We start from the raw sequence: 23433 nt of genomic DNA, 5'->3' as shown, positions 1-23433 counted from the left end.
GTTTTAATTAATTAATATTTAATTTCTTTCAAATTTACACATAAAACAGGTCAATTAAAAATAATAAATTGTTATCAAATCATAGATAGTTTTTATCTTGTAAGCAAATCATTCTTCATGCAACAAACGCAGCCTTTTACCATTTATAATGCCTCAGCCGGAAGCGGAAAAACGTACACACTTGTAAAAGAATATTTGAAAATTTTATTTCAATCCAACCATCCAGAACCTTTTAAGCGTATTCTAGCTATAACCTTTACTAATAAGGCCGTTGCAGAAATGAAAGCACGTATTGTTGAAACGCTTAAAACGTTTTCTGATGAAACTATCTTAAAAGATAAAAACGCCATGTTTGAGAGTATTTGTGAAGAATTGCGAATGGAACCTCTTAAACTCCATGAAAAATCTAAAGGTTTATTAGATACCATACTGCACAACTATGCCGCTTTTGATATTTCTACTATTGATGGTTTTACTCATAAATTGATAAGAACTTTTGCTTATGATTTAAGACTGCCATTGAATTTTGAAGTGGAGTTAGACCAAGACTCATTGCTGAACGAAGCCGTAGATAGCTTAATTGCCAAAGCTGGAAATGATAATGATCTTACAAAGGTTTTAGTCGATTTTGCTATTGAAAAAGCTGATGATGATAAAAGTTGGGATGTATCTTTTGATTTTAATAAGATTGCTAAACTCCTGATGAATGAAAACGACATGCCCTTTATTAATGGTTTAAAAGACAAAACGTTAAATGATTTTAAGGTGCTTAAAGCACAACTGAAAAAAGAAATTTCAGATTTAGAAAAACATATTGTTGAACATGCTAAAACGGTACTTATATTAATTGAAGAATCTGGATTAGAGCATACCGATTTTTCTAGAGGTACATTACCAAATCACTTTTTAAAAGCTTCAAATTTAGACATATACAATCTATACAGCAATAAATTAGAAGAAAATATCACTGAAAGAAAAAGTATTTATAATAAGACATTAAATTCTGAATTAGCCAACACCATTGATACTTTATTACCAGAAATTGAAGTGTTATATAAAACCATTAAAACTCAGGTTTATCATTTAAAATTTTTAAAGGCTTTTTATAAAAACACGACGCCATTATCGGTTTTAAAGGCCATAAATAGTGAGTTACAAATTTTAAAAGAAGACCAAAACAAAATGCTGATTTCAGAATTTAATGCTATTATAAGCAAAGAAATTTCGGCACAACCTACACCTTTTATATACGAACGTTTGGGTGAAAAATTTAAACATTATTTCATTGATGAGTTCCAAGACACATCTGTCATGCAATGGGAAAATTTAATTCCGTTGTTAGAAAATTCTTTATCTACTGCAAACGGAAGCACCATGCTAGTTGGTGATGCTAAACAAGCTATTTATCGTTGGCGTGGTGGAAAAGCTGAACAGTTTATTGATTTGTTTAATAATAAAAGCACCCCTTTTCAGGTATTACAAGATGTAAGAAATCTTGAAGAAAACTACCGAAGTTTTAAAGAAGTCGTAAATTTTAACAATGGCTTTTTTAAGTTTTTGTCTCAACAGTTTTTTAATCATGAAGACCATATTAACCTTTACCAAAATTCGAATCAAAATATAACAAAAGAAAAAGATGGTTTTGTAGAACTATCTTTTTTAGATATTGATAAAGAAGATGATAGAAACGACCTATTTCCTGAAGCCGTTTTAAGAACTTTAAATACCTGCATAGAAAACGGTTTTAGTCTTGAAGATATTTGTGTTTTAGTAAGAAAAAAGAAAGAAGGTGTTGCTATTGCTGATTATTTGAGTCAGCGTGAAATTCCAATAATTTCTTCTGAAACTTTACTGATTAATAATTCACCCGATGTTGTTTTCATAAATGATTTATTATCACTCCTTATTCAGCCAGAAAACAATGAAACAAAGATTAAGGTTTTAAATTATTTAGCCACACTTTTTAATATTGAAGACAAGCATCATTTTTTTACAAATCACATCCATCTTTCTACTGATAAACTATTAAAACGTTTGGAAAATTATGGGGTATTTGTGGATGGTAATTCATTATTACAGTTGCCACTTTATGATTTAGTTGAAGCTGTTGTTAGACGTTTCAATTTAGTCAAAACATCAAATGCATACATTCAATTTTATTTAGATATTGTTTTAGATTTTTCTCAAAAAAAAGGCTCAGATATTTCAGGATTTATAGACTACTTCGATAAGAAAAAAGAGAGTTTGAGTATTATTTCACCTCAAGGACAAAATGCCGTTCAAATTATGACCATTCATAAATCTAAAGGCTTAGAATTTCCTGTAGTGATTTTTCCTTATGCCGATTTAGATATTTATAGAGAATTAGAGCCCAAAGAGTGGTTTAGCATAGATAAAGAAAAATACAATGGATTTTCGCATACACTCTTAAATTACAATAAAGATTTTGAAAATTATGGAGATGAAGGATTACGCATTTATTACAAACATCAATCTGAACAAGAATTAGATAACATTAATTTGCTGTATGTGGCACTAACTCGTGCCATAGAACAGATGCATATAATCTCAACAAAAGACATATCGTCTAAAGGTGAAGTTAATACCAAAAAATATTCAGGCTTATTAATAAACTATCTTCAGCATCTAGGAATTTGGAATGATGCAGAGGAGATTTATAGCTTCGGAATCCCGATAGCTATCGGGACTAAGAAATTATCAAAAAGTTCCACAAATCAAAAAGAAATGCATCTTCAACAATCGTTTATTTCAACAGCAAAAGAAGATCATAATATAAGAGTGGTTACAAAATCGGGGTTGTTGTGGGATACCAATCAACAAGAAGCTATTGAGAAAGGAAATTTGATTCATAATATTATGGCTCAAATAAAAACGAGCGATGATATTGATTATGTAATTACCGATTTCCTAAAGTCGTCAACTATAAATGAAGAACAAGCCAAATTCTTAAAACAAACAGTTACAAATATTCTTGAGCACCCAAAACTTCAAGATTATTATTCTTCAAATTATATTGTTTATAATGAACGTGATATTATTTCAAAAGATGGTATCATTTTAAGACCTGATAGAATAGTATTAAATTCTCAAAACGAGGCCATAATTATGGATTACAAAACAGGTTTGGAAGCCAAAAAGTATGAACAACAACTTCAGTCTTATCAAGATGTTTTAGAAGACATGAAAATAAGTGTCAAAAAGAAGATTCTTATCTATATAAATGACGATATTTTAGTTAAAGAAGTTTAAATTTGCATAAAACGCAATAAAATGTACGGAAAACTGAAAAATCATCTCCAAGAAGAATTGCAAGACATAAAAAATAATGGCCTTTATAAAGAAGAGCGCATCATAACTTCTGCTCAAGGAGCGGAAATAACTTTAAATACCGGTGAAACTGTATTGAATTTTTGTGCTAATAATTATTTAGGTTTATCATCACATCCAGAAGTTATACAGGCAGCGAAAGACACCATGGATACGCATGGATTTGGTATGAGTTCTGTTCGTTTTATTTGTGGAACACAAGATATTCACAAAGAGCTTGAGCAAAAAATAGCTGATTTTTACCAAACCGAAGACACCATTTTATATGCTGCTGCGTTTGATGCTAATGGAGGTGTTTTTGAACCACTACTAGGAAAAGAAGATGCCATTATTTCAGATGCTTTAAATCACGCCTCTATTATAGATGGTGTGCGCTTATGTAAAGCCGCTAGATACCGCTATCAAAATAATGATATGGCAGATTTAGAAAAGCAATTGATAGCTGCCAATGAAAATAAAGCGCGTTTTAAAATCATAGTTACAGATGGTGTGTTTTCTATGGATGGTCTAGTAGCACCTTTGGATAAAATTTGTGATTTAGCTGATAAATACGATGCTTTAGTTATGATTGACGAATGTCATGCTGCAGGATTTATAGGAGAAACAGGCAGAGGTACTCTTGAAGAAAAAGGTGTTTTAAACCGTATTGACATTATAACAGGTACTCTTGGAAAAGCATTGGGAGGTGCTATGGGAGGTTACACTACTGGTAAAAAGGAAATTATCGAAATGCTACGTCAGCGTTCTAGACCCTATTTATTCTCCAATTCGTTGGCTCCCGCCATTGTTGGTGCTTCTATAAAGGTTTTTGATATGTTAGCAAATAATACGGAGTTTAGAGATACCTTAGAATGGAATGCAAATTATTTCAAAAAAGGAGTGAAAGCTGCTGGTTTTGATATCGTAGATGGGGATTCTGCTATAGTACCCGTTATGTTATATGATGCAAAGCTCTCTCAAACTATGGCAAATATGCTTTTAGAAGAAGGGATTTATGTTATAGGGTTCTTTTTCCCTGTTGTTCCAAAAGATAAAGCAAGAATACGCGTACAACTCTCTGCAGCACACACAAAAATACATTTAGATAAAGCTATCACAGCTTTTAATAAGGTTGGAAAAGCGCTAAATATTATCTAAATTCATTCTAGACTATCGACGAACTACCAATTTGCACTATTTTTTTTTATATTTGTCTTTGTTAATAACATTTAACAACTTACTTTTGTCCACGATTAACACTTAAAAATTAAACTTTTGAATATGAAAAATCTTAGCAGATTATTGTTCGCTATGTTGCTTGTACTTGGTTATAGCAACGTAAATGCGCAAGACCAAAACAACCCATGGCAAATAACCATTGGGGCAAACGCAGTTGATGCTTATCCTTCAGGAGATGGCGGGTTATTTAGTGATACTTTCGGTGACGAATTATATAATGTATCTGATCACTGGAGCATTTTACCGTCTCTTTCAACGATCTCTGTATCTAAATATTTAAATGACGGTTTTTCTTTTGGAATTGCTGGTTCTTTAAATAAAATAGATAAATGGGGAGACATCAGTAAAGGTCCTGATGTAACTAATGAAGTTGATGATTGGTCATACTACGCAATTGATGGTACAATAAAATACAACTTCTTAGAAGGAAAAACTTTAGATCCTTTTGTAGGTGTAGGCGGTGGTTACACTTGGGTAGATGAAATTGGTGCTGGTACATTAAATGGTACGTTAGGTTTTAACGTATGGTTTAGTGAAAATGTTGGTTTAACTTTTCAAAGTTCTTACAAACATGCTTTTGAAGATTATTTAGCATCACATTTCCAACATACAGCAGGTTTTTCTATCAAATTTGGTGGAACTGATACTGATGGTGATGGTATATACGACAAAGATGATGCTTGTCCAGATGTTGCTGGTTTAGAAGCATTCAACGGCTGTCCTGATACCGATGGTGATGGTATTGAAGATAGTAAAGATGACTGTCCTAACGAAGCTGGTTTAGCGGAACTTAATGGATGTCCTGATACTGATGGTGATGGTATTGCAGATAACAAAGATAACTGTCCTACTGTTGCTGGTTTAAAAGCTTTAAATGGTTGTCCTGATGCTGATGGTGACGGTGTTACTGATGCTGATGATAAATGTCCTAACGAAGCTGGTCCTGCTGCAAACAAAGGTTGTCCTTGGCCAGATGCTGACGGTGATGGTGTATTAGATAAAGATGATAAATGTCCAGACGTTAAAGGTACTGTTGCTAACAACGGATGTCCTGAAGTTTCTGAAGAAGTTCAAAAAACGCTTAACGAATACGCTAAAACGATTTTGTTTGATACTGGAAAATCAAGTATTAAAGCTCAGTCTCAAGCTGTATTAAGTGATATCATAGGTATCCTTAAAGAATATCCAACAGCTAAATTCACAGTTGAAGGTCATACTGATAGTGTAGGTAGCGAGAAATTAAACCAAAGATTATCTGATTCTAGAGCTAACTCTGTTAAAGAACACTTAATAGAACATGGTATTGATGCATTCAGACTTTCTGCTCTTGGATATGGAGAAGCTAAACCAATTGATTCTAACAAAACTAGAAAAGGTAGAGCTAACAATAGACGTGTAGAAATTAACTTAGCAAAATAAGCTAACGCAATTTTAAAATAAATAAGTTTACAAAAAACGCTTCGGTTTACCGAAGCGTTTTTTATTTTTAGGGTATGACAACTTTCATTAACGATGTTTTAAAAGATTTACAAAGTAATAACCAAAATCTTTCCGATTTAACCTTTGTATTACCTAGTAAAAGAGCTGGACTCTTTTTAAAACATCAACTATCTAAAGTTGTTAAGAAAACTATATTTGCTCCACAGATTGTAAGTATTGAAGAGTTTGTTGAAGAATTATCGCAAATTAAATCTATTTCTAATACTGAACTACTTTTTGAATTTTACACGACATATACTCAATTAACAAAAAAAGAAAATTTAGATTCTTTTGAATCCTTTTCAAAATGGGCACAAATATTACTTCAAGATTTTAATGAAATTGATCGCTATTTAATTCCTCAAGAGCATATTTTCAACTACTTAAGCGCTATTCAAGATTTAAAACATTGGTCGTTAGAAGAAAACAAAACCGATTTTGTAAAAAACTATTTGTCTTTTTGGAACAAGTTACATAACTACTATACACATTTTACAGATTCTCTTTTAAATAACAAAATTGGATATCAAGGTTTAATTTATAGAGAGGCTGTGAAGAATTTGGAAGCTTATATTCAAAACAATTCAAAAAAAAAGCATGTGTTTGTGGGATTTAATGCCCTCAACACTTCAGAAGAAACTATTATTCAAGAATTACTTCAAAATGATTTAGCCCAAATTTATTGGGATATTGATAAAGTCTTCATGAAAAACCAAAAACATGATGCTGCTTTATTCACCAGGCAACATATACGCAACTGGAAATTTTTTAAAAACAATTCTTTTGATTGGATAACCGAAAATTATTCAAAAGATAAAAATATTTCCACAATTGGTATTCCTAAAAATATAGGTCAAGCAAAATATATTGGTTCACTTTTAAACGACCTACAAAAGGAAAATGATTTACTAAATAATACAGCGGTTGTTTTAGGTGATGAGAATTTATTGATTCCTGTACTTAATTCATTACCACCAAGTATTCAGGCTTTAAATGTGACTATGGGATTTCCTTTAAAATTAATCCCATTAGCCTCATTGTTTAATGCCCTTTTTCAATTACACAAAATCAATTCAAAATCCTTTTACTATAAAGATGTCATCAACATTATATCACACCAATTTATAAGACCATTATTTTATATTGAAGGAATCGATTATTCATCTAAAATCATTGAAACTATTGATAATAATAATTTAGTTTTTTTAAATAAAGACCGATTAATTAAAATAGCTGAGAAAAGTAATTTCATCTTAGATTTATTATTTTCTAGTTGGGATAATTCAATAGTACTAGCATTAAAGAATTGCTCTAAACTCATACTAGTCATAAAAGCTTCTTTATATGAAAGCAAAAAATCAAATTTATTACCGTTAGAATATGTATTCCGTTTTAACGAGCTATTTAATGAGCTTACAAGATTAAACTCAGAACATCAGCACATAAAAGACATATCGGCACTGTATAGTATCTATAAAGAACTTTTAAGCAGTGAAACTCTAGATTTTCAAGGAGAACCATTACAAGGTTTACAACTTATGGGCATGCTGGAATCTCGCGTTTTAGATTTTGAAACGGTCATTATTTCATCTGTGAACGAAGGGATATTACCCGCAGGGAAAAGCAATAATTCTTTTATTCCTTTTGATGTAAAACTTGAGAACAACTTACCAACTTATAAAGAGAAAGATGCTGTTTATACCTATCATTTTTACAGACTGTTACAACGCGCTAAAAATGTTTATATATTATACAATACCGAAGCTGATGTTTTAATTGGCGGCGAGAAAAGTCGATTCATAACGCAATTGGAGCTTGAGGGTATTCATAAAATCAAGCATCAAATTATAGCGCCTCAAGTCCCAACCATTGAGACGCATTTAAATGTTGTAAAAAAGACTGAAGCTTTACAAAAACAAATAATTCATCTGGCTAGTGAAGGGTTTTCGCCATCGTCATTAACAAACTATATTAGAAACCCCATTGATTTTTATTATCAGAAAATTTTAAAAATAAAAGATCATGTTGATGTTGAAGAAACGGTCGCAGCCAATACTCTTGGAACAGTCGTACATAATACACTAGAAGATTTCTATGAGCCTTTTATAGGTAAGCTTTTAACTGTTGATGGTATTAAAGGCTTAAAACCTAAAATTGAACAAACGGTTACTTATCATTTTAAAAATGAGTACAAAGAAGGCGATATTTCTAAAGGTAAAAACCTTATTATTTTTGAAATAGCAAAACGTTATGTTTCTAACTTTTTAGACTTAGAGATTAAAACTTTGAAAGCCGGAGATAAAATTAAAATTATTGCTATTGAAGCTGATAATAATATTACAATTAATATCCCTGAACTAAATTTCCCTATTAAAATTAAAGGTAAAGTTGATAGAGTTGATGAATGCAATGGAGTAACCCGAATAATTGATTATAAGACAGGAAGTGTCCAGCAAAACCAAGTAGAGGTGGTTAATTGGGAAGACATTGCTACAGATTATAAAAAGTATAGCAAAAGTTTTCAAGTATTAACTTATGCTTATATGATGCAGAAATCTAACAAGATTAATCTTCCTATTGAAGCTGGTATTATTTCATTTAAAAATTTAAGTTCTGGGTTTTTAAAATTCTCCAAAAAAGAGAGTACTTTTAGTAGAAGCAAAAACGCTTTAATAACCGCTGATACTTTAGTTGATTTTGAAACTGAATTAAAAAAACTAATCCTTGAAATTTGCAACCCAAAAATAGATTTCACTGAAAAAGAAGTTTAAAATGACTATTACAAAAAACATTATCATTCCAGGAAAACACAAAAAACCTATAATTACCGATGTTTTTTATACAGAAAATGGTATTCCAAAACCTGTTGTGATATTTTGTCATGGTTACAAAGGTTTTAAAGATTGGGGCGCTTGGAATTTGATGGCGAAAGCTTTTGCTGAAGCTGGGTTCTTTTTTGTCAAATTCAATTTTTCACACAATGGAGGAACAGCTGAACAACCTATAGATTTCCCAGACTTAGAAGCTTTTGGAAATAATAACTACACTAAAGAATTAGATGATTTAGAAACTGTTATTGACTGGATTTGTTCGAACACGAAATTTGAGAATGATGCTAACTTAAACACTATTAATTTAATAGGTCATAGTCGAGCGGGTGGTATAGTTACAATAAAATCAGAAGAAGATAATCGTATAAAAAAAGTTATAAGTCTTGCAGGCGTTTCTAGTTTTGGCAAAAGAACATCTACAACGGGCGACTTAGAGCAATGGAAAAAAGATGGTGTTAAATATGTTTTAAACGGACGCACAAAACAGCAAATGCCTCATTATTACCAGTTTTATGAAGATTATATTGAAAACGAAAAAAGACTTACCATAAAACGAGCTGTTTCAGATTTAAAAATACCTTATTTAATTATTCATGGAGATGCAGACACCAGTGTTTTAATTGAAGAGGCAAATAATCTTCACAAATGGAGCCCTAAAAGCAAATTAGTGGTTATTGAAGGTGCAAATCATGTTTTTGGAGTTTCACATCCTTGGGAAAAAGACACTATTCCAAAACATATAGAAGAAGTTATCGAAAAAATAACTATATTTTTGAATCACTGAAAAAGTATCTCTCATAGCGTATGGAAATTGTTTTTGAAAATATAAATAAATTAAAATCTGCTAGACATTTAAACAAACATGAAAAGTTAATTAGTGGTATTACAAGCGCGATAGAATCTAAAGATTTAGTAAAAGGAGACCGTTTACCATCAATAAATAAAATGGTTGCTGAAATTGGTTATGCTCGTAAAACAATTGTTAAAGCTTATGAAGAATTAAAAGGTAGAGGTATTGTAGAATCCAAAAACTTTAAGGGCTACTATATTGCTGACGTGAATACTGGTACAAAGCTAAGAGTTGCACTTGTTCTTTACGCATTTCATACTTTTCAAGAAGATTTTTATAATACATTTAGAGAGGAGTTAGGCAAAAAATACATTATTAACGTATTTTTTCATCATAATAATTTGGATGTATTTAAAGATATTATGACAAGAATTTCTGGCAGATATGGCATGTATGTAGTCGCTCCTATTCAAATTCCAGAAGTTGGTGTTTTATTAAAAAAAATCCCGTCAGATAAATTGTTGGTTATCGATAGACATATTCCACTTCCTCTTGATTACTCTTATATAACTCAAGAGTTCGAAAATTCTACCTATAACCAGTTAACAAAATTGCTGACAGAAATAAATAAATATAAAGAGTTTGTTCTTTTTTATAGAGAGGATTCTGATTATCCCGTGGGGATACTTAAAGCTTTTAACAAGTTTATTAAAGGTTTTAAAATTAGAGGATTAGTTAAAGAAAGTTATACTAAAAGCAGCATAGAAGAAGGCACGGTATACTTTTTTATTGATGACACCAACTTATGGGAAGTATTAAGAGATTCTAAACGAAAAGGATATACAGTAGGGACCGATATTGGCGTGCTAGCGCACAACGATAATGCTATAAAAGAAATTATTTTTGGTGGTATTACTACAATTTCTACAGATTTTAAAAAAATGGCCAAAGAGTCTGCAAAATACGTAAAAATGGGAGATAAAACCCATAAAATCATACCTTCGGAGCTCTTTCAAAGAAACTCATTATAGCAAAAAAACAGTGCTTTTCTAAGGTATATTGTGTTAAAATCAACATTTTTTTTTCGAATTCGTATTTTTAATCATCTTTTTATATATATTTGCAAAGTAGCATACTGTAGCACAGATGCTTTTTGATTATAAAAGTAGCATACTATAGTATATTAACAAACAACTAAATATTACTAACATTAAACAATTATCTTATGAAAAAAGATTTACTAAGATTGTTATTTTGTACAGCCTTTCTCTTTTTTGGACTAAGTGCTTATGCACAAACAATCACAGTATCAGGAACAGTTTCTGATAGTGAATTCCCTTTACCTGGAGTTAATATTATAGTAAAAGGCACATCAAAAGGAGCAACTACAGATTTTGATGGAAACTTTACTATTTCAGATGTGAACTCAAATGACGTACTTGTATTCAGCTATGTTGGTTACAAAACACAAGAAGTAGCTATTGGAGATAAAACAGCCCTTAGTGTAATATTAATAGAAGATGCCGCTGCTTTAGATGAAGTAGTTATAGTAGGTTATGGTACAACAAATAAAAGAGAACTTACCGGCGCCGTTGGATCTATTAAAGGAGGCGAACTAGTAACTACTGTAGCAGGTAACCCAACTTCTGCTTTGCAAGGAAAGCTTACAGGGATTCAAGTAGAAAACCCTGGGGGACAACCAGGAGGAACAGGAAACGTGTTTATTAGAGGGATTAACTCTTTAAGTAATGCCTCTCCCTTATATATTGTTGATGGTTTATTTGTAGACAACATGAATTATATTAATCCAAACGATATAGAAAATATTTCAGTTTTAAAAGATGCTGCAGCAGCTGCTATCTACGGGTCACGCGCTGCCAATGGTGTCGTTTTGATTAAAACAAATCACGGTAGAAAAAACAGGGATTTAGAAGTGTCTTTTAATTCTAGAATTGGTTTCGATACACCAAGTAAGAAACTAGATTTTATTAACGGACAACAATATACAGATTATTTAAACCAACGTTTTGCTAATGACGGAAGTTCTACAACCGTATCTTTTAATGGAACAGATACCGATTGGCAAGATGAAAATTTACAATCTGGAATAATTGAAGATTACGGATTAACTTTATCTGGAGGTGGGGATAAATCATCTTATTTCTCTTCAATTAACTACTTCAATCAAGATGGTATTTTGATAGGTTCTGGTTTTAAAAGATTAAATGCTAGATTTAATAGTGAGCATGAATTTGGAAAATTTAAATTATCTCAATCTTTAGGAATTACTGAAGGCAAGTTACAAGAGAATAATTGGTATGGTTTTGATGGGGTAACCGCTCCGACTGTAGCTTTAAGAAATGCCGCTAATGATGGAGGTTTTGAAGCACCTTCAACGGACGTACAAGGCCCTGGTGGTGTAAATCAGTTTGCTTTGGCGACCTTAGAAAACAACTTAGAAACAATTCGCACATTGTTTGCTAGTTTAAAACTAGACTACCAAATCACTGAAAACTTATCAGCAGGAATTAACTTAGGTGTAGATTACACAAATCAAAAACGTTTTCAGTTCTCTCCAACTTATTTTATGAGTAATGTTGATGCCGTTAGAAATGTTAACACTTCAAATGATTTAACAGATTTTAGACAAGAGGATATAAACCTTTTATTTGAGCCAACTCTATCATATAATAAAACATTCAATGATGTTCATAAAGTAACTGCTGTTGTAGGTTCTACTCGTTTTATTGAAACACAAAATAGTAGCGGAATTTATGGTCAGGGAACACCTGCAAATAGTATTCAGGTTGTAGGAGCATTGCCTTCTAGTGCGCAGAATATTTTATTAGGTGAAAATAATGAAGCTGGTTTAATATCATACTTTGGGCGTTTAAATTACAACTATAATGATAAATATATTTTTTCTGGAACGTTAAGGCGTGATGCTTCTTCACGATTTGCAAAAGCAAATCAGGTAGGTTACTTCCCTTCAATATCTGGTGCATGGAATATTAGTAATGAAGATTTTTGGAAATCAGAAAACATCAACTTCTTTAAATTAAGAATGTCTTATGGTGAATTAGGATCTTATCCAGATGTGTTTTATCCAACACAAGCTGTTTTTCTAGCGAATCAATCTAATACAAGTTTTGGAGGTGGAATAGCTAACGGTTTAGCACAAACAACACTTGCTGATGAAAATTTAGTATGGGAAACCACAAAAACTTTTGATATTGGTGTTGACATGTCATTTTTAAATAGCGCGCTTAATTTTACGGCAGATTATTATTCAAAAAATGTTGAAGATGCTCTTGTGCCAATTAGTATCCCTTCAACTGCGGGTGTTAGTTTACCTGTAACAAGAAATGCCGGTACTTTAGTAAATAATGGATTTGAATTTGATGTGACTTATAGAAAATCTGAAGGAGACTTCACATATAGCGTAGGTACAAACTTCTCCTTCAACCTTAAAAATGAAGCAAAAGATATTCCTGCTACTATATTAGGTCCAGGGATTGATGAAGATTTACGTGTGGTTAATAGAACTGAGGCGAATGGTCCTGTTGGAGCGTTTTACGGTTACATCGTAGAAGACAAAGTAGATCCTGCAACAGGAGATTTTATAAGAGTGGATACTGATGGTGTAGCTGGAATAACTTCTGACGACCAAACCATTATCGGAAACCCAACACCAGATTTTACTTATGGTCTTAATTTTAACGGAAATTACAAAAAATTTGATATTGCTTTAAATTTTAATGGGGTTTCTGGTAACGAAATTTATAACTTGAGTAGATACTACAACATCTTATGGCAAGATGGTGGTAAGTTAACCGATGTTTTAAATTCTTGGACACCTAGCAATACTGATACTAATATTCCAAGAGCTTCTGTTGATGATCCTGCAGGAAACAAAGAACCATCTTCTTTCTTTGTAGAAAACGGATCTTATTTCCGTCTTAAAAACATGGAAGTTGGATATAATTTTGGCGAAAATGCACTTGGTGTAGACTGGATTAAAAGCGTAAGATTATCATTAAACATTCAAAACGTTTTTGTAATTACCGATTACTCTGGATACGATCCAGATGTGGCATCAACAAATAGTGGTAGAGCCAATATCAATTCTGGTGTACCAGGAGTAAGGTCAGATGTAAATCCTTTACTTGGTAGAGGGTTAGATCAAAGAGCATATCCAAATGCAAGAACATTCATGTTAGGTTTACAAGCTAAGTTTTAAAAAATATAAATTATGAAAAATTTAATTAAAATAAAGTCCTCAATAGGCATAATAACAGCTACGTTATTTATGACAATTGGTGTTGCTTGTTCTGATGATATTTTAGATCAAGGTAACAACAACGCTACGTCAACAGCAAACTTTGGCACCTCTGTAGAGCAAGTAGAATCTGCAATAAATGGTGCATTCCATCCAATAACCGGAACTTTTTTCTGGGGGAGAATTGTACATACGGGTGCAATGTTGCGGTCGGATGAATTTAATGTATTTCCGTTTGGGTCAAATACAGCCATGTCAACCTTTCAGGGAAATCCTGGAGATCGTTGGGCAACAGAACCTTGGCAAGAACTTTACAAGTCTATTGCTAGATGTAACAATATCATTATTAATGTTAATGAAGATGGTATCTCAGATACAACAACTAGAGAGAACTTAGTTGGGCAAGCTTATTTTTTAAGGGCTTTTGATTATTGGTACTTAGCAAACTTATATGGTAATGTGCCTTTAATAACAGATTTACCAGATTTGGATAATCTGTTGGTAGAACAAGCAACCCCTGAGGCTGTTTGGGCACAAATTATTGCAGATTTAGAAATGGCTGAAAACATGTTACCTGAAAACTGGACTGGTGAGAATTTAGGACGTCCTACATCTGGTGCAGCAACTGCCCTAAAAGGAAAAAGCTATTTATATATGAAAGAGTACGAGCCTGCAGCTACGGCTTTAGGAAGCTTAGTAGGTAAATACAGTTTATTACCAGGTGCGCAATTTGGAGATAACTTTACAACCACCAACGAGAACAACAGTGAGTCCGTATTCGAATTACAATTCTTAGGTCAAGATACATTTGTATGGGGCTCAGATATTCCTGGAACAGGTAGCATGGGTAATTTTCATATTGATTATGCGCCACCTTCTAAATCACCAGATAGAAGTCATGTTGTAAACCCTTGGTTGAAAGATTTATTTGAAGCTAATGGCGATACTACACGTAGAAATGAAACTTTAGTATATGATTTTCCTGGTGCAACGGGATATGGTGGTGTTGCGTTTACAACTGATATGGCTGAAGACATTACCACTGCCAATGATGCCGGTGTAGAACCTATTTTTTCAAGAAAATATGCTGGTATGGATTTAGGAGAAAGAGATGCCGTTGACTTTTTAGGCACCAACGTAGGCAACAACTGGAGAATAATTCGTTATGCTGATGTATTGCTAATGTTGGCTGAGGCTTTAAATGAAGATAGCAGAACTTCTGAAGCTATTCCTCATATAGATATGGTTAGAGACAGAGCGGGTTTAACTTTAATTGCTGATACTAATCCAACAATTAATCAAGCAGATATGCGTCAAGCAATCATAGAGGAACGTGCTATGGAATTAGCTGGCGAAGGCCATCGTTTCTTTGACTTAGTAAGATGGGGTCTTGCTGATGATTATATGGGAGGAACTTCTTTACATGGCGATCATCCAAAATCTTTAAGTGGTGGTGCTTTCGAAAATGGAAAGCATGAATTAATTTGGATTCCAAATTCTGAAAGAGATGCAAATCCTAACCTTAACCAAAACCCTGGTTATAATTAAAATATATATTTGATTTAGTTTAGTTTGATTTTTGATTAAAGACCGAGTTTTTTGTTTGACTCGGTTTTTACTCAAATCAATTATTACAAACTATGTAATAAACATTTAATTAATCGCCAATTACAATTGATAAATGACGCAAATTGTCGACACTACATCTAAAAAAGACATCACCATTAAAAGTGGTTGTAATAATTTCAAAACTGAAATAACTACCATTTCTAAAGATTCAAATGTGTCTTTATACAATATTCAAATCACTTCTGATACTCCAAAAAAACCCGAGCCATTAACACTGAAATGGAAAATACCAGCTCATAATGTCAAGGGGGTTTGGAAACCTACTACAGATTTCGCAAAACGCATACATGCCGATTGGGAAAAGAAGCCTATGGAATCTAGAATCTCCATTGATGCGCCAGTTATAAGTCTATTTGGTCATGATGACGGCAACATTCACACATTTGCTTGCTCCAACGCTATTAATAAACTTGAGTTAAATGCCGAAATAAGAGAAGAAGATGATTGTTTTTATTGTTATGTTACCTTTTTTGCAGAACAACAATCTAAAATCAGTCATTTTAATACACAAATAAGAATAGATACTGGAGAAAAACATTTTTCAAAAGCACTAAAAGAAGTTTCAAAATGGTGGGAAACTTATGAAAATTTAAAACCAGCTCCTGTCCCAGAAATAGCATTAACACCTCTGTATTCAACTTGGTATCAATTTCATCAAAACTTGGAAGAAAACGTATTGTTTGATGAATGTAAAATAGCTTATAAGTTGGGCTACAAAGCCATTATTATAGATGATGGTTGGCAAACCAATGATGGTAATAGAGGGTATGACTATACAGGCGACTGGAAACCAGAGCGTCTTTTAAAAACCAAAGCATTTGTAGATACTATTCATACTATTGGCATGAAAGTAGGGTTTTGGTTTTCTGTGCCTTTTTGCGGAAAAAAATCAGAAGCTTACAAAAAATTCAAAGGCAAGTTTTTAACTGAAAATCATTTTTGGGCGCCCGTTTTTGATCCTAGATATCCTGAAGTGAGAGCATATCTTATAAACATCTATAAAAACGCCTTGATTGAGTGGGAATTAGATGGTTTTAAGTTGGATTTTATTGATGATTTTAAATTGTATGTTGATACACCAAAGCATAATTCTGAAATGGATTTTGTGTCAATAAATGAAGCTGTAGATAGGTTATTAACGGACGTAATGGTAACTCTAAGAAATATAAATCCGGATGTGTTTATCGAATTCAGGCAAAAATACACCGGTCCCGCCATGCGTAAATATGGCAATATGTTTCGTGCATTTGATTGCCCTGGAGATGCGACTATGAATCGTGTTAGAATAGCAGATATTAGAATGTTAGCAGGAAATTCCGCGGTGCATTCAGATATGATTACATGGCATTATGATGAGCAATTAGAAGTAGCTGCTTTACAAATGGTAAATGCCCTTTTTGGGGTTCCACAAATTTCAGTGGTATTAAAAGAATTACCAAAGGATCATTTGAAAATGGTTGAATTCTATACCAATTATTGGAATGAAAACAAAGACTTAATCGTGTCCGGAGATTTTACACCTTCAAGACCTTTAGCGAACTATCCTGTTCAAAAAGTGATTAAAAATAATAAAGCAATCATTGGAGTTTATGACGATCATGTTATTGAAATAAAAGAAAATTTTGATAATATTCATATTTTAAATGCAAAACTTTCAGAGAGCACCATTCTTAAAATCAACAATGATTTAGGAAACTATAATTGCAGTATCTTTAATTGCAAAGGTGAACTTGTAAATCAAAAAGATATAGTGCTAAACCAAGGTGTCATGGAAATTAATATTCCCCATTGCGGATTAGCAGAACTAACTTTAAATAAATAACAACTATGGATATTCTATCAATTGTTTCATTTCTTGGATTTACATTATTGGTAGCATTTATTGCATGGTATGCCACCCGAAAGACAGATGAAAATTCAGCTGATGGGTATTACCTAGGTGGAAGAAGTTTGGGTTATATAACTATTGCTGGTTCTTTACTTTTAACAAACCTATCTGCAGAACAAATTGTTGGACTTAACGGACAATCGTTTGCACAAGGGGTTTTAGTAATGGCATGGGAGACACTGGCAGCAATTTCGTTGATAGTTACTGCCATTTATTTATTGCCTAAATACATGCGCTCTGGAATCACGACCATCCCAGAGTTTATTCAGGAGCGTTTTGATGCACAAACTAAATCAATTTTATCCATTTTGTTTTTGGTGGCTTTCGGAATTGTTCTTCTGCCCACGATACTTTACTCAGGTTCATTAGCATTTAGCACCATGTTTGATTTACCTGAAACTTTAGGTATATCACAATCATCTGTTATTTGGATTTGTGTGTTATCTATTGGAATTATTGGTTCTATTTATGCGATTTTTGGTGGACTAAAAGCCGTTGCTGTTTCAGATTTAGTAAATGCCATTGGTTTATTAATTGGAGGCCTTTTAATACCAATTTTTGGTTTGATGCTTATTGGAGATGGCAATGTTTCAGATGGATTAAACGAATTATGGACTGAAAACCCAGATAAATTTAATGCCAAAGGCGAGATAGATTCGTTCATTCCTTTTAGTACCATTTTTACAGGAATGATGATTGCGCAAATGTATTATTGGGGAACAAATCAATCTATTTTACAACGTGTTTTTGGTGCTAAAAGCTTAGCAGACGGACAAAAAGGAATGATATTAGCTGGATTTGTAAAATTCTTAATCCCAATTATTGTGGTGCTACCAGGTATTATTGCGTGGCATATTTTTGGAAACGACTTAACAAACGCAGACCAAGCGTATCCTGCTTTAGTTAGAAAAGTATTACCTAGCGCGTTTTTAGGGTTTTTTGCCGCTGTTTTATTTGGCGCGGTTTTAAGCTCTTTTAATAGTTTATTAAACAGTAGCTCCACATTGTTTGGTGTCGATTTATACCGCCAATATTTTGATAAAAACGCGTCCGAACATAAAATGGTAAAAGCTGGAAAAGTATTTGGTCTTTTATTGGCATTAATTTCCATGAGTATTGCGCCATTTATAGCGAATGCTCCAGATGGACTATTTTCCTATATTCAAGAATCTTTAGGAAGTTTAAGCGTGCCTATTTTAGCAGTTGTTGCTGTTGGTATGGCTACCAAAAACGTTCCTGCTTTGGGCGCAAAAATTGTGCTTACCGTTGGAGTACTCATGTACCTAGTTAGTCAGTTTGTATTAAGTCCACATTTTGTTGATGCAGCATTAACAGAAGCTGCAGCAAATGGTATTACAGATGCTAAAGCACTAGGTATTATAAAAGCAAAAGCGTATCCACACTTCTTACATATTATGGGTATTCTGTTTGTTATCAATGTTGGTTTCATGTTATTACTGGGTAAACTTTATCCTAATAAAAATGAGTATAAACCAAAAGTTACAGAGCAAATCGATATTACACCTTGGAAATACGCTAAAGTCGTTGGTATAGCCATTACAATTTTAGTGTTAAGCACTTATTTAATTTTCTAAATTGAAGACTTCAAACCATGAACAAAAAATATGTCATAGCCTTCGATCAAGGCACAACAAGTACAAGAACCATTGTTTTTGACAAAAAAGGTCAGATTAAAGCCATTGCACAAAAAGAATTAACACAACACTATCCGCAATCTGGTTGGGTTGAACATAATCCTTTGGAAATATATAAAGATCAATTGGATACCTTTAATCAAGCCGTATCTGAATCGGGAATTAATCCTGAAGAAATTGCATCAATTGGCATTACCAATCAAAGAGAGACTACTGTTGTTTGGGATAAAGAAACGGGCGAGCCCATACATAATGCGATAGTTTGGTTAGATAAGAGAACCACTGATATCTGTAAAGATTTAAGCAAAAAGGGGTTGTCCAGTTACATCAAAAAAAATACGGGCTTAGTTATAGATTCTTATTTCTCAGGTACCAAACTAAAATGGATTTTAGATCATGTGGAAGGTGCCCAAGAAAAGGCCGAAGCAGGAGAGTTGCTTTTCGGAACAATTGACAGTTGGTTAATTTATAAATTCACAAAAGGAAAAAAACATCTAACAGATCATACAAACGCATCAAGAACACTCATTTACAATATAAAAAAACTAGAATGGGACGATAAATTGCTTAAAGCGCTTAACATACCAAAAAACATGTTGCCCAAAGTTCAAAACTCGTCCTCAGATTTTGGCGTGATTGACTATAAAGGAATTCAAATTCCAATTTATGGGGTGGCTGGAGACCAACAAGCTTCATTATTTGGTCAAGGTGGTTTTGAAGCTGGTATTGCAAAAAGCACCTTTGGGACGGGTTGTTTTATTTTGCTTAATACTGGAGGAAAACAAGTAAAATCAAAAAAAGGGTTACTGACCACGTTAACTTGTAGCTTAGATTCCGAATCTGTAAATTACGCTTTGGAGGGTAGCATTTTTGCAGGCGGCGCTTCCATTCAATGGTTGAGAGACCGCATGAAAATTATAGAAAAGGCCAGCGATACAGAAGTGATTTGCAACAGTATTCCTCCATTAAAAAACGTATATGTAGTGCCCGCTTTTGCAGGTTTGGGCGCACCACATTGGGACGGCAAAGCAAAAGGTAGTGTTTACGGCATGACCTTAGATACAGGAAGAGAAGAATTGATTAAAGCTACTGTTGAAGCCTTAGCATACCAAACCAAAGATGTTATTGGTGCTATGGAAAAAGATAGCAATAAAAAAATAGTAACTTTAAAAGTTGATGGCGGTGCAAGTGCTAATAACTATTTAATGCAATTTCAATCAAATTTGTTGAATGTTGAAGTTGATAGACCAATAATGATAGAAGTTACCGCTTTTGGAGCGGCACTATTAGCTGGTATAAAAGCAGGTGTTTGGACAAAAAGTGACATTGCTCAAATACGAGAAATAGATACTGTTTTTAGCCCCAAAATGGATGAAAAAACAAGAAAAAAGAAATATAAAGGCTGGAAAGAAGCTATAAAAAGAACAAAAAGAAAGTAAGATGTTGGCGAAGGAAAAAATCATAGAATTTTCAGTTTTAAATAGAACAGCTCAAATCGAAAAATTACAAACTACAAAATTTGATTTAGCAATTATTGGTGGTGGTGTTACTGGTGCAGGAATAGCTTTAGATGCGGCTTCTCGTGGTTTAAAAGTATGTCTTGTCGAGAAAAATGATTTTGCCTCAGGAACCAGTAATAAATCCACAAAATTAATTCATGGTGGGTTACGTTACCTTAAGCAATTTGAAATTGGTTTGGTAAGGGAGTCGGGTTCTGAGCGTGCCATAGTTCATAAATTAGCACCGCATTTAGTCATTCCAGAAAAAATGTTGTTGCCTTTAGTTGAAGGCGGTACTTATGGAAAAATGATGACCTCTATCGGACTAAAAGTTTACGACTTTTTAGCGGATGTTAAAGGAGATGACAGACGCCGAATGCTAAACAAAGAAGAAACGCTTCAAAAAGAAACTTTACTTAATAAAGATGCCGTTTTAGGCAGTGGTCTTTATGCAGAATATAGAACGGATGATGCTAGATTAACTATTGAAATATTAAAAAAAGCAGCGTCTTTGGGAGCAACCATCATTAATTATTGCAAAATGGAATCCTTTAATTACAATGATGATTCCAAAATTAAAAGTCTGAACTGTATCGATGGAAATACTGAAAATACAGTCAAAATAAAGGCAAGAAATTATGTGTCTGCTGCTGGTCCTTGGGTTGATAAATTACGTGCTAAGGACCATTCTATAAGCAATAAGTATTTACATTTAACCAAAGGCGTTCATATTGTATTTCCGTTTAAAAAACTACCCGTAAAGCAACCGCTTTATTTTGATGTACCTGATGGTAGAATGATTTTTGCCATTCCAAGGGGTCGCGCTACTTACGTGGGAACTACCGATACAAATTATTCAGGAAATTTAGACCGTGTTGTTGCCACAAAAGACGATGCTAAATATCTATTAAATGCGATAAATGTAACATTCCCAGACGTTACTTTATCCATTGATGATATTGAATCTAACTGGGCAGGCTTAAGACCATTAATTCATGAAGAAGATAAAGACCCTTCTGAATTATCAAGAAAAGATGAATTGTTTATTTCTAAAAGCGGATTGATTTCTATAGCCGGAGGAAAACTTACAGGGTATCGTAGAATGGCAGACCGTGTGATTGAAGCCGTTTTAAAAACCATGAAGAGTAAGCACAAAAAAGACTTAAAAAAGTCTAAAACAGCAAAAATTCCTTTGGTTAGTCCTTCACTTGAGAATTCACATAACGTAGAAATTTATGAAAAGGAATTAGAAATAAAACTTCTAGAATTGGGTATTTCAGATGCTTATCATGCTTGGTATTTATGCACAACCTATGGTAAACAATCAGATATTATTATCAATAAATCAAAAACATTCGATAACCAAGATGCCTTAGAACGATTAATTAGAGCCGAACTTTGGTACTGTATATATCATGAAATGACAAATAGCTTAACCGATTTCTTTGTACGCCGTACGGGAAGGTTATATTTCAATATTCCAAGTGTAAAAAAGTATATGAAAATCATTTCTGAAGATTGTGTAAAATATTTAAAATGGGATATAAAACGTATGACCTTTGAAAACGAAAATATGAAACTGCTTTTAGAAGATGCCACAACTTATTATGAAAAAGAATTCCTGAATAATCTATGATAAAAATAATTAAACAAACAATTTTCATGACATTACATTCACAAAATAGAGAAAAGCTAGAGAATTTTGGATTATCGTATGAGATTATTATTAAATCTCCAGGTAGAATAAATTTGATAGGTGAACATATAGATTATAATGGTGGTTATGTTTTACCTGCCGCAATAGATAAAACTATAACATTAAGTTTCAGAAAGAATAATAGTGATTCATGTAAAATATATTCAAGTAATTTTAAAAGTAGTTTCGAAATAAATCTAAATAATTTAAAAAGGAGTGAGACCGAATGGCAAAACTATATTCTTGGAGTGGTTTATCATATAAATATAGTAAAACCAAATTTGGTAAAAGGGTTTGATTGTATAATAGAAAGCAATTTACCATTAGGCTCTGGAATAAGCTCTTCAGCCGCTCTAGAATGCGGTATGGCAAAAGGTATAAATGAATTGTTTAATCTTGGATTAACTGATATAGAAATAATTACAGTATCAAAAGATGCAGAACATACTTTTGTAGGTACCAAATGCGGGATTATGGATCAATTTGCAGTTGTAAAAGGTAAAAAAAATCATCTTATACTTTTAAACTGTAAAACGTTAGACTATGAATTAATTGAGGCAAATTTGGCTCCATATAAAATAGTATTACTCAATACAAACATATCTCATAATTTAGCAAGTAGTGAATATAATATAAGAAGAGATGAATGTAAAATAGCATTGAAAGCTATACAAATGAAATATCCTAATTTTAATAACTTAATAGAAGTTAAACCAAAAGTTGTTCGGGAATTTAAGAAAGTATTACCAGAAAAAATTTTCAACAGAGCCTTATATGTTACTAAAGAAAATAGAAGAACATTAAGAGCCGTAAAATTTCTAAAAAACAATAATTTAAAAGAGTTTGGTGAATGTTTAAACAGATCTCATAGAGGATTAAGATATCTTTATGAAGTTAGTTGTCAGGAACTAGATTTTTTAGTAGACTTTTCAACGAATTTAGATTACGTAATTGGATCCAGAATGATGGGTGGCGGTTTTGGAGGATGCACGATTAATCTTGTTCATAAAAGTCATATTGACGAATTTATTGAAAAAATATCAGGGGCGTATCAGGAAAAATTTAATATAGAATTGACTCCAATACATGTTAGTATAAGTGATGGGGTTACAAAAATTTGA

13 protein-coding genes are annotated in these 23433 nt (G+C 32.7%); all 13 read left to right on the top strand.

The window, feature by feature from the left end:
• Positions 1–117: 117 nt before the first annotated feature.
• The 13 genes from AAC024_RS01520 (at position 118) to AAC024_RS01460 (ending at position 23433) form a co-directional block, all read left to right on the top strand.
• The gene (locus AAC024_RS01520; RefSeq protein ID WP_339893407.1) at positions 118–3270 is read left to right on the top strand and encodes a UvrD-helicase domain-containing protein; all 3153 of its coding nucleotides are present in this window, start codon (positions 118–120) and stop codon (positions 3268–3270) included.
• A 21-nt stretch (positions 3271–3291) separates the two neighbouring features.
• Entirely contained in the window at positions 3292–4485 is a 1194-nt protein-coding gene (gene kbl / locus AAC024_RS01515) for a glycine C-acetyltransferase (RefSeq protein WP_339893406.1), read from the top strand.
• A 123-nt stretch (positions 4486–4608) separates the two neighbouring features.
• Entirely contained in the window at positions 4609–5985 is a 1377-nt protein-coding gene (locus AAC024_RS01510; protein ID WP_339893405.1) for an OmpA family protein, read from the top strand.
• A gap of 74 nt (positions 5986–6059) precedes the next feature.
• On the top strand, positions 6060–8816 hold the full coding sequence (locus AAC024_RS01505; RefSeq protein WP_339893404.1) for a PD-(D/E)XK nuclease family protein: 2757 nt from the start codon (positions 6060–6062) through the stop codon (positions 8814–8816).
• 1 nt (position 8817) lies between these two features.
• Complete coding sequence (locus AAC024_RS01500; protein ID WP_339893403.1) at positions 8818–9660, top strand: alpha/beta fold hydrolase; 843 nt, start codon at positions 8818–8820, stop codon at positions 9658–9660.
• Between the two features lie 20 nt (positions 9661–9680).
• A complete protein-coding gene (locus tag AAC024_RS01495) occupies positions 9681–10697 on the top strand; it encodes a GntR family transcriptional regulator (RefSeq protein ID WP_339893402.1) in 1017 nt (338 codons plus the stop codon).
• Between the two features lie 194 nt (positions 10698–10891).
• Positions 10892–13906: a TonB-dependent receptor gene (locus tag AAC024_RS01490; protein ID WP_339893401.1), complete on the top strand. Its 3015-nt coding sequence runs from the start codon at positions 10892–10894 to the stop codon at positions 13904–13906.
• Positions 13907–13918: 12 nt separating this feature from the next.
• Positions 13919–15493 carry a RagB/SusD family nutrient uptake outer membrane protein gene (locus AAC024_RS01485; protein WP_339893400.1) on the top strand — a complete coding sequence of 525 codons (1575 nt, stop codon included), beginning with the start codon at positions 13919–13921 and terminating at the stop codon, positions 15491–15493.
• 133 nt (positions 15494–15626) lie between these two features.
• A complete protein-coding gene (locus AAC024_RS01480) occupies positions 15627–17396 on the top strand; it encodes a glycoside hydrolase family 36 protein (RefSeq protein ID WP_339893399.1) in 1770 nt (589 codons plus the stop codon).
• 5 nt (positions 17397–17401) lie between these two features.
• Entirely contained in the window at positions 17402–19057 is a 1656-nt protein-coding gene (locus AAC024_RS01475; protein ID WP_339893398.1) for a solute:sodium symporter family transporter, read from the top strand.
• 17 nt (positions 19058–19074) lie between these two features.
• Positions 19075–20556: a glycerol kinase GlpK gene (gene glpK, locus AAC024_RS01470; RefSeq protein WP_339893397.1), complete on the top strand. Its 1482-nt coding sequence runs from the start codon at positions 19075–19077 to the stop codon at positions 20554–20556.
• 1 nt (position 20557) lies between these two features.
• The gene (locus AAC024_RS01465; protein ID WP_339893396.1) at positions 20558–22252 is read left to right on the top strand and encodes a glycerol-3-phosphate dehydrogenase/oxidase; all 1695 of its coding nucleotides are present in this window, start codon (positions 20558–20560) and stop codon (positions 22250–22252) included.
• Positions 22253–22278: 26 nt separating this feature from the next.
• On the top strand, positions 22279–23433 hold the full coding sequence (locus AAC024_RS01460) for a galactokinase (RefSeq protein ID WP_339893395.1): 1155 nt from the start codon (positions 22279–22281) through the stop codon (positions 23431–23433).

This window comes from uncultured Algibacter sp. (assembly GCF_963976535.1).
GTDB lineage: Bacteria > Bacteroidota > Bacteroidia > Flavobacteriales > Flavobacteriaceae > Algibacter_B.
Note: the sequence above shows the minus strand (reverse complement) of the source record. Positions and strands in the feature narration are given on the sequence as shown.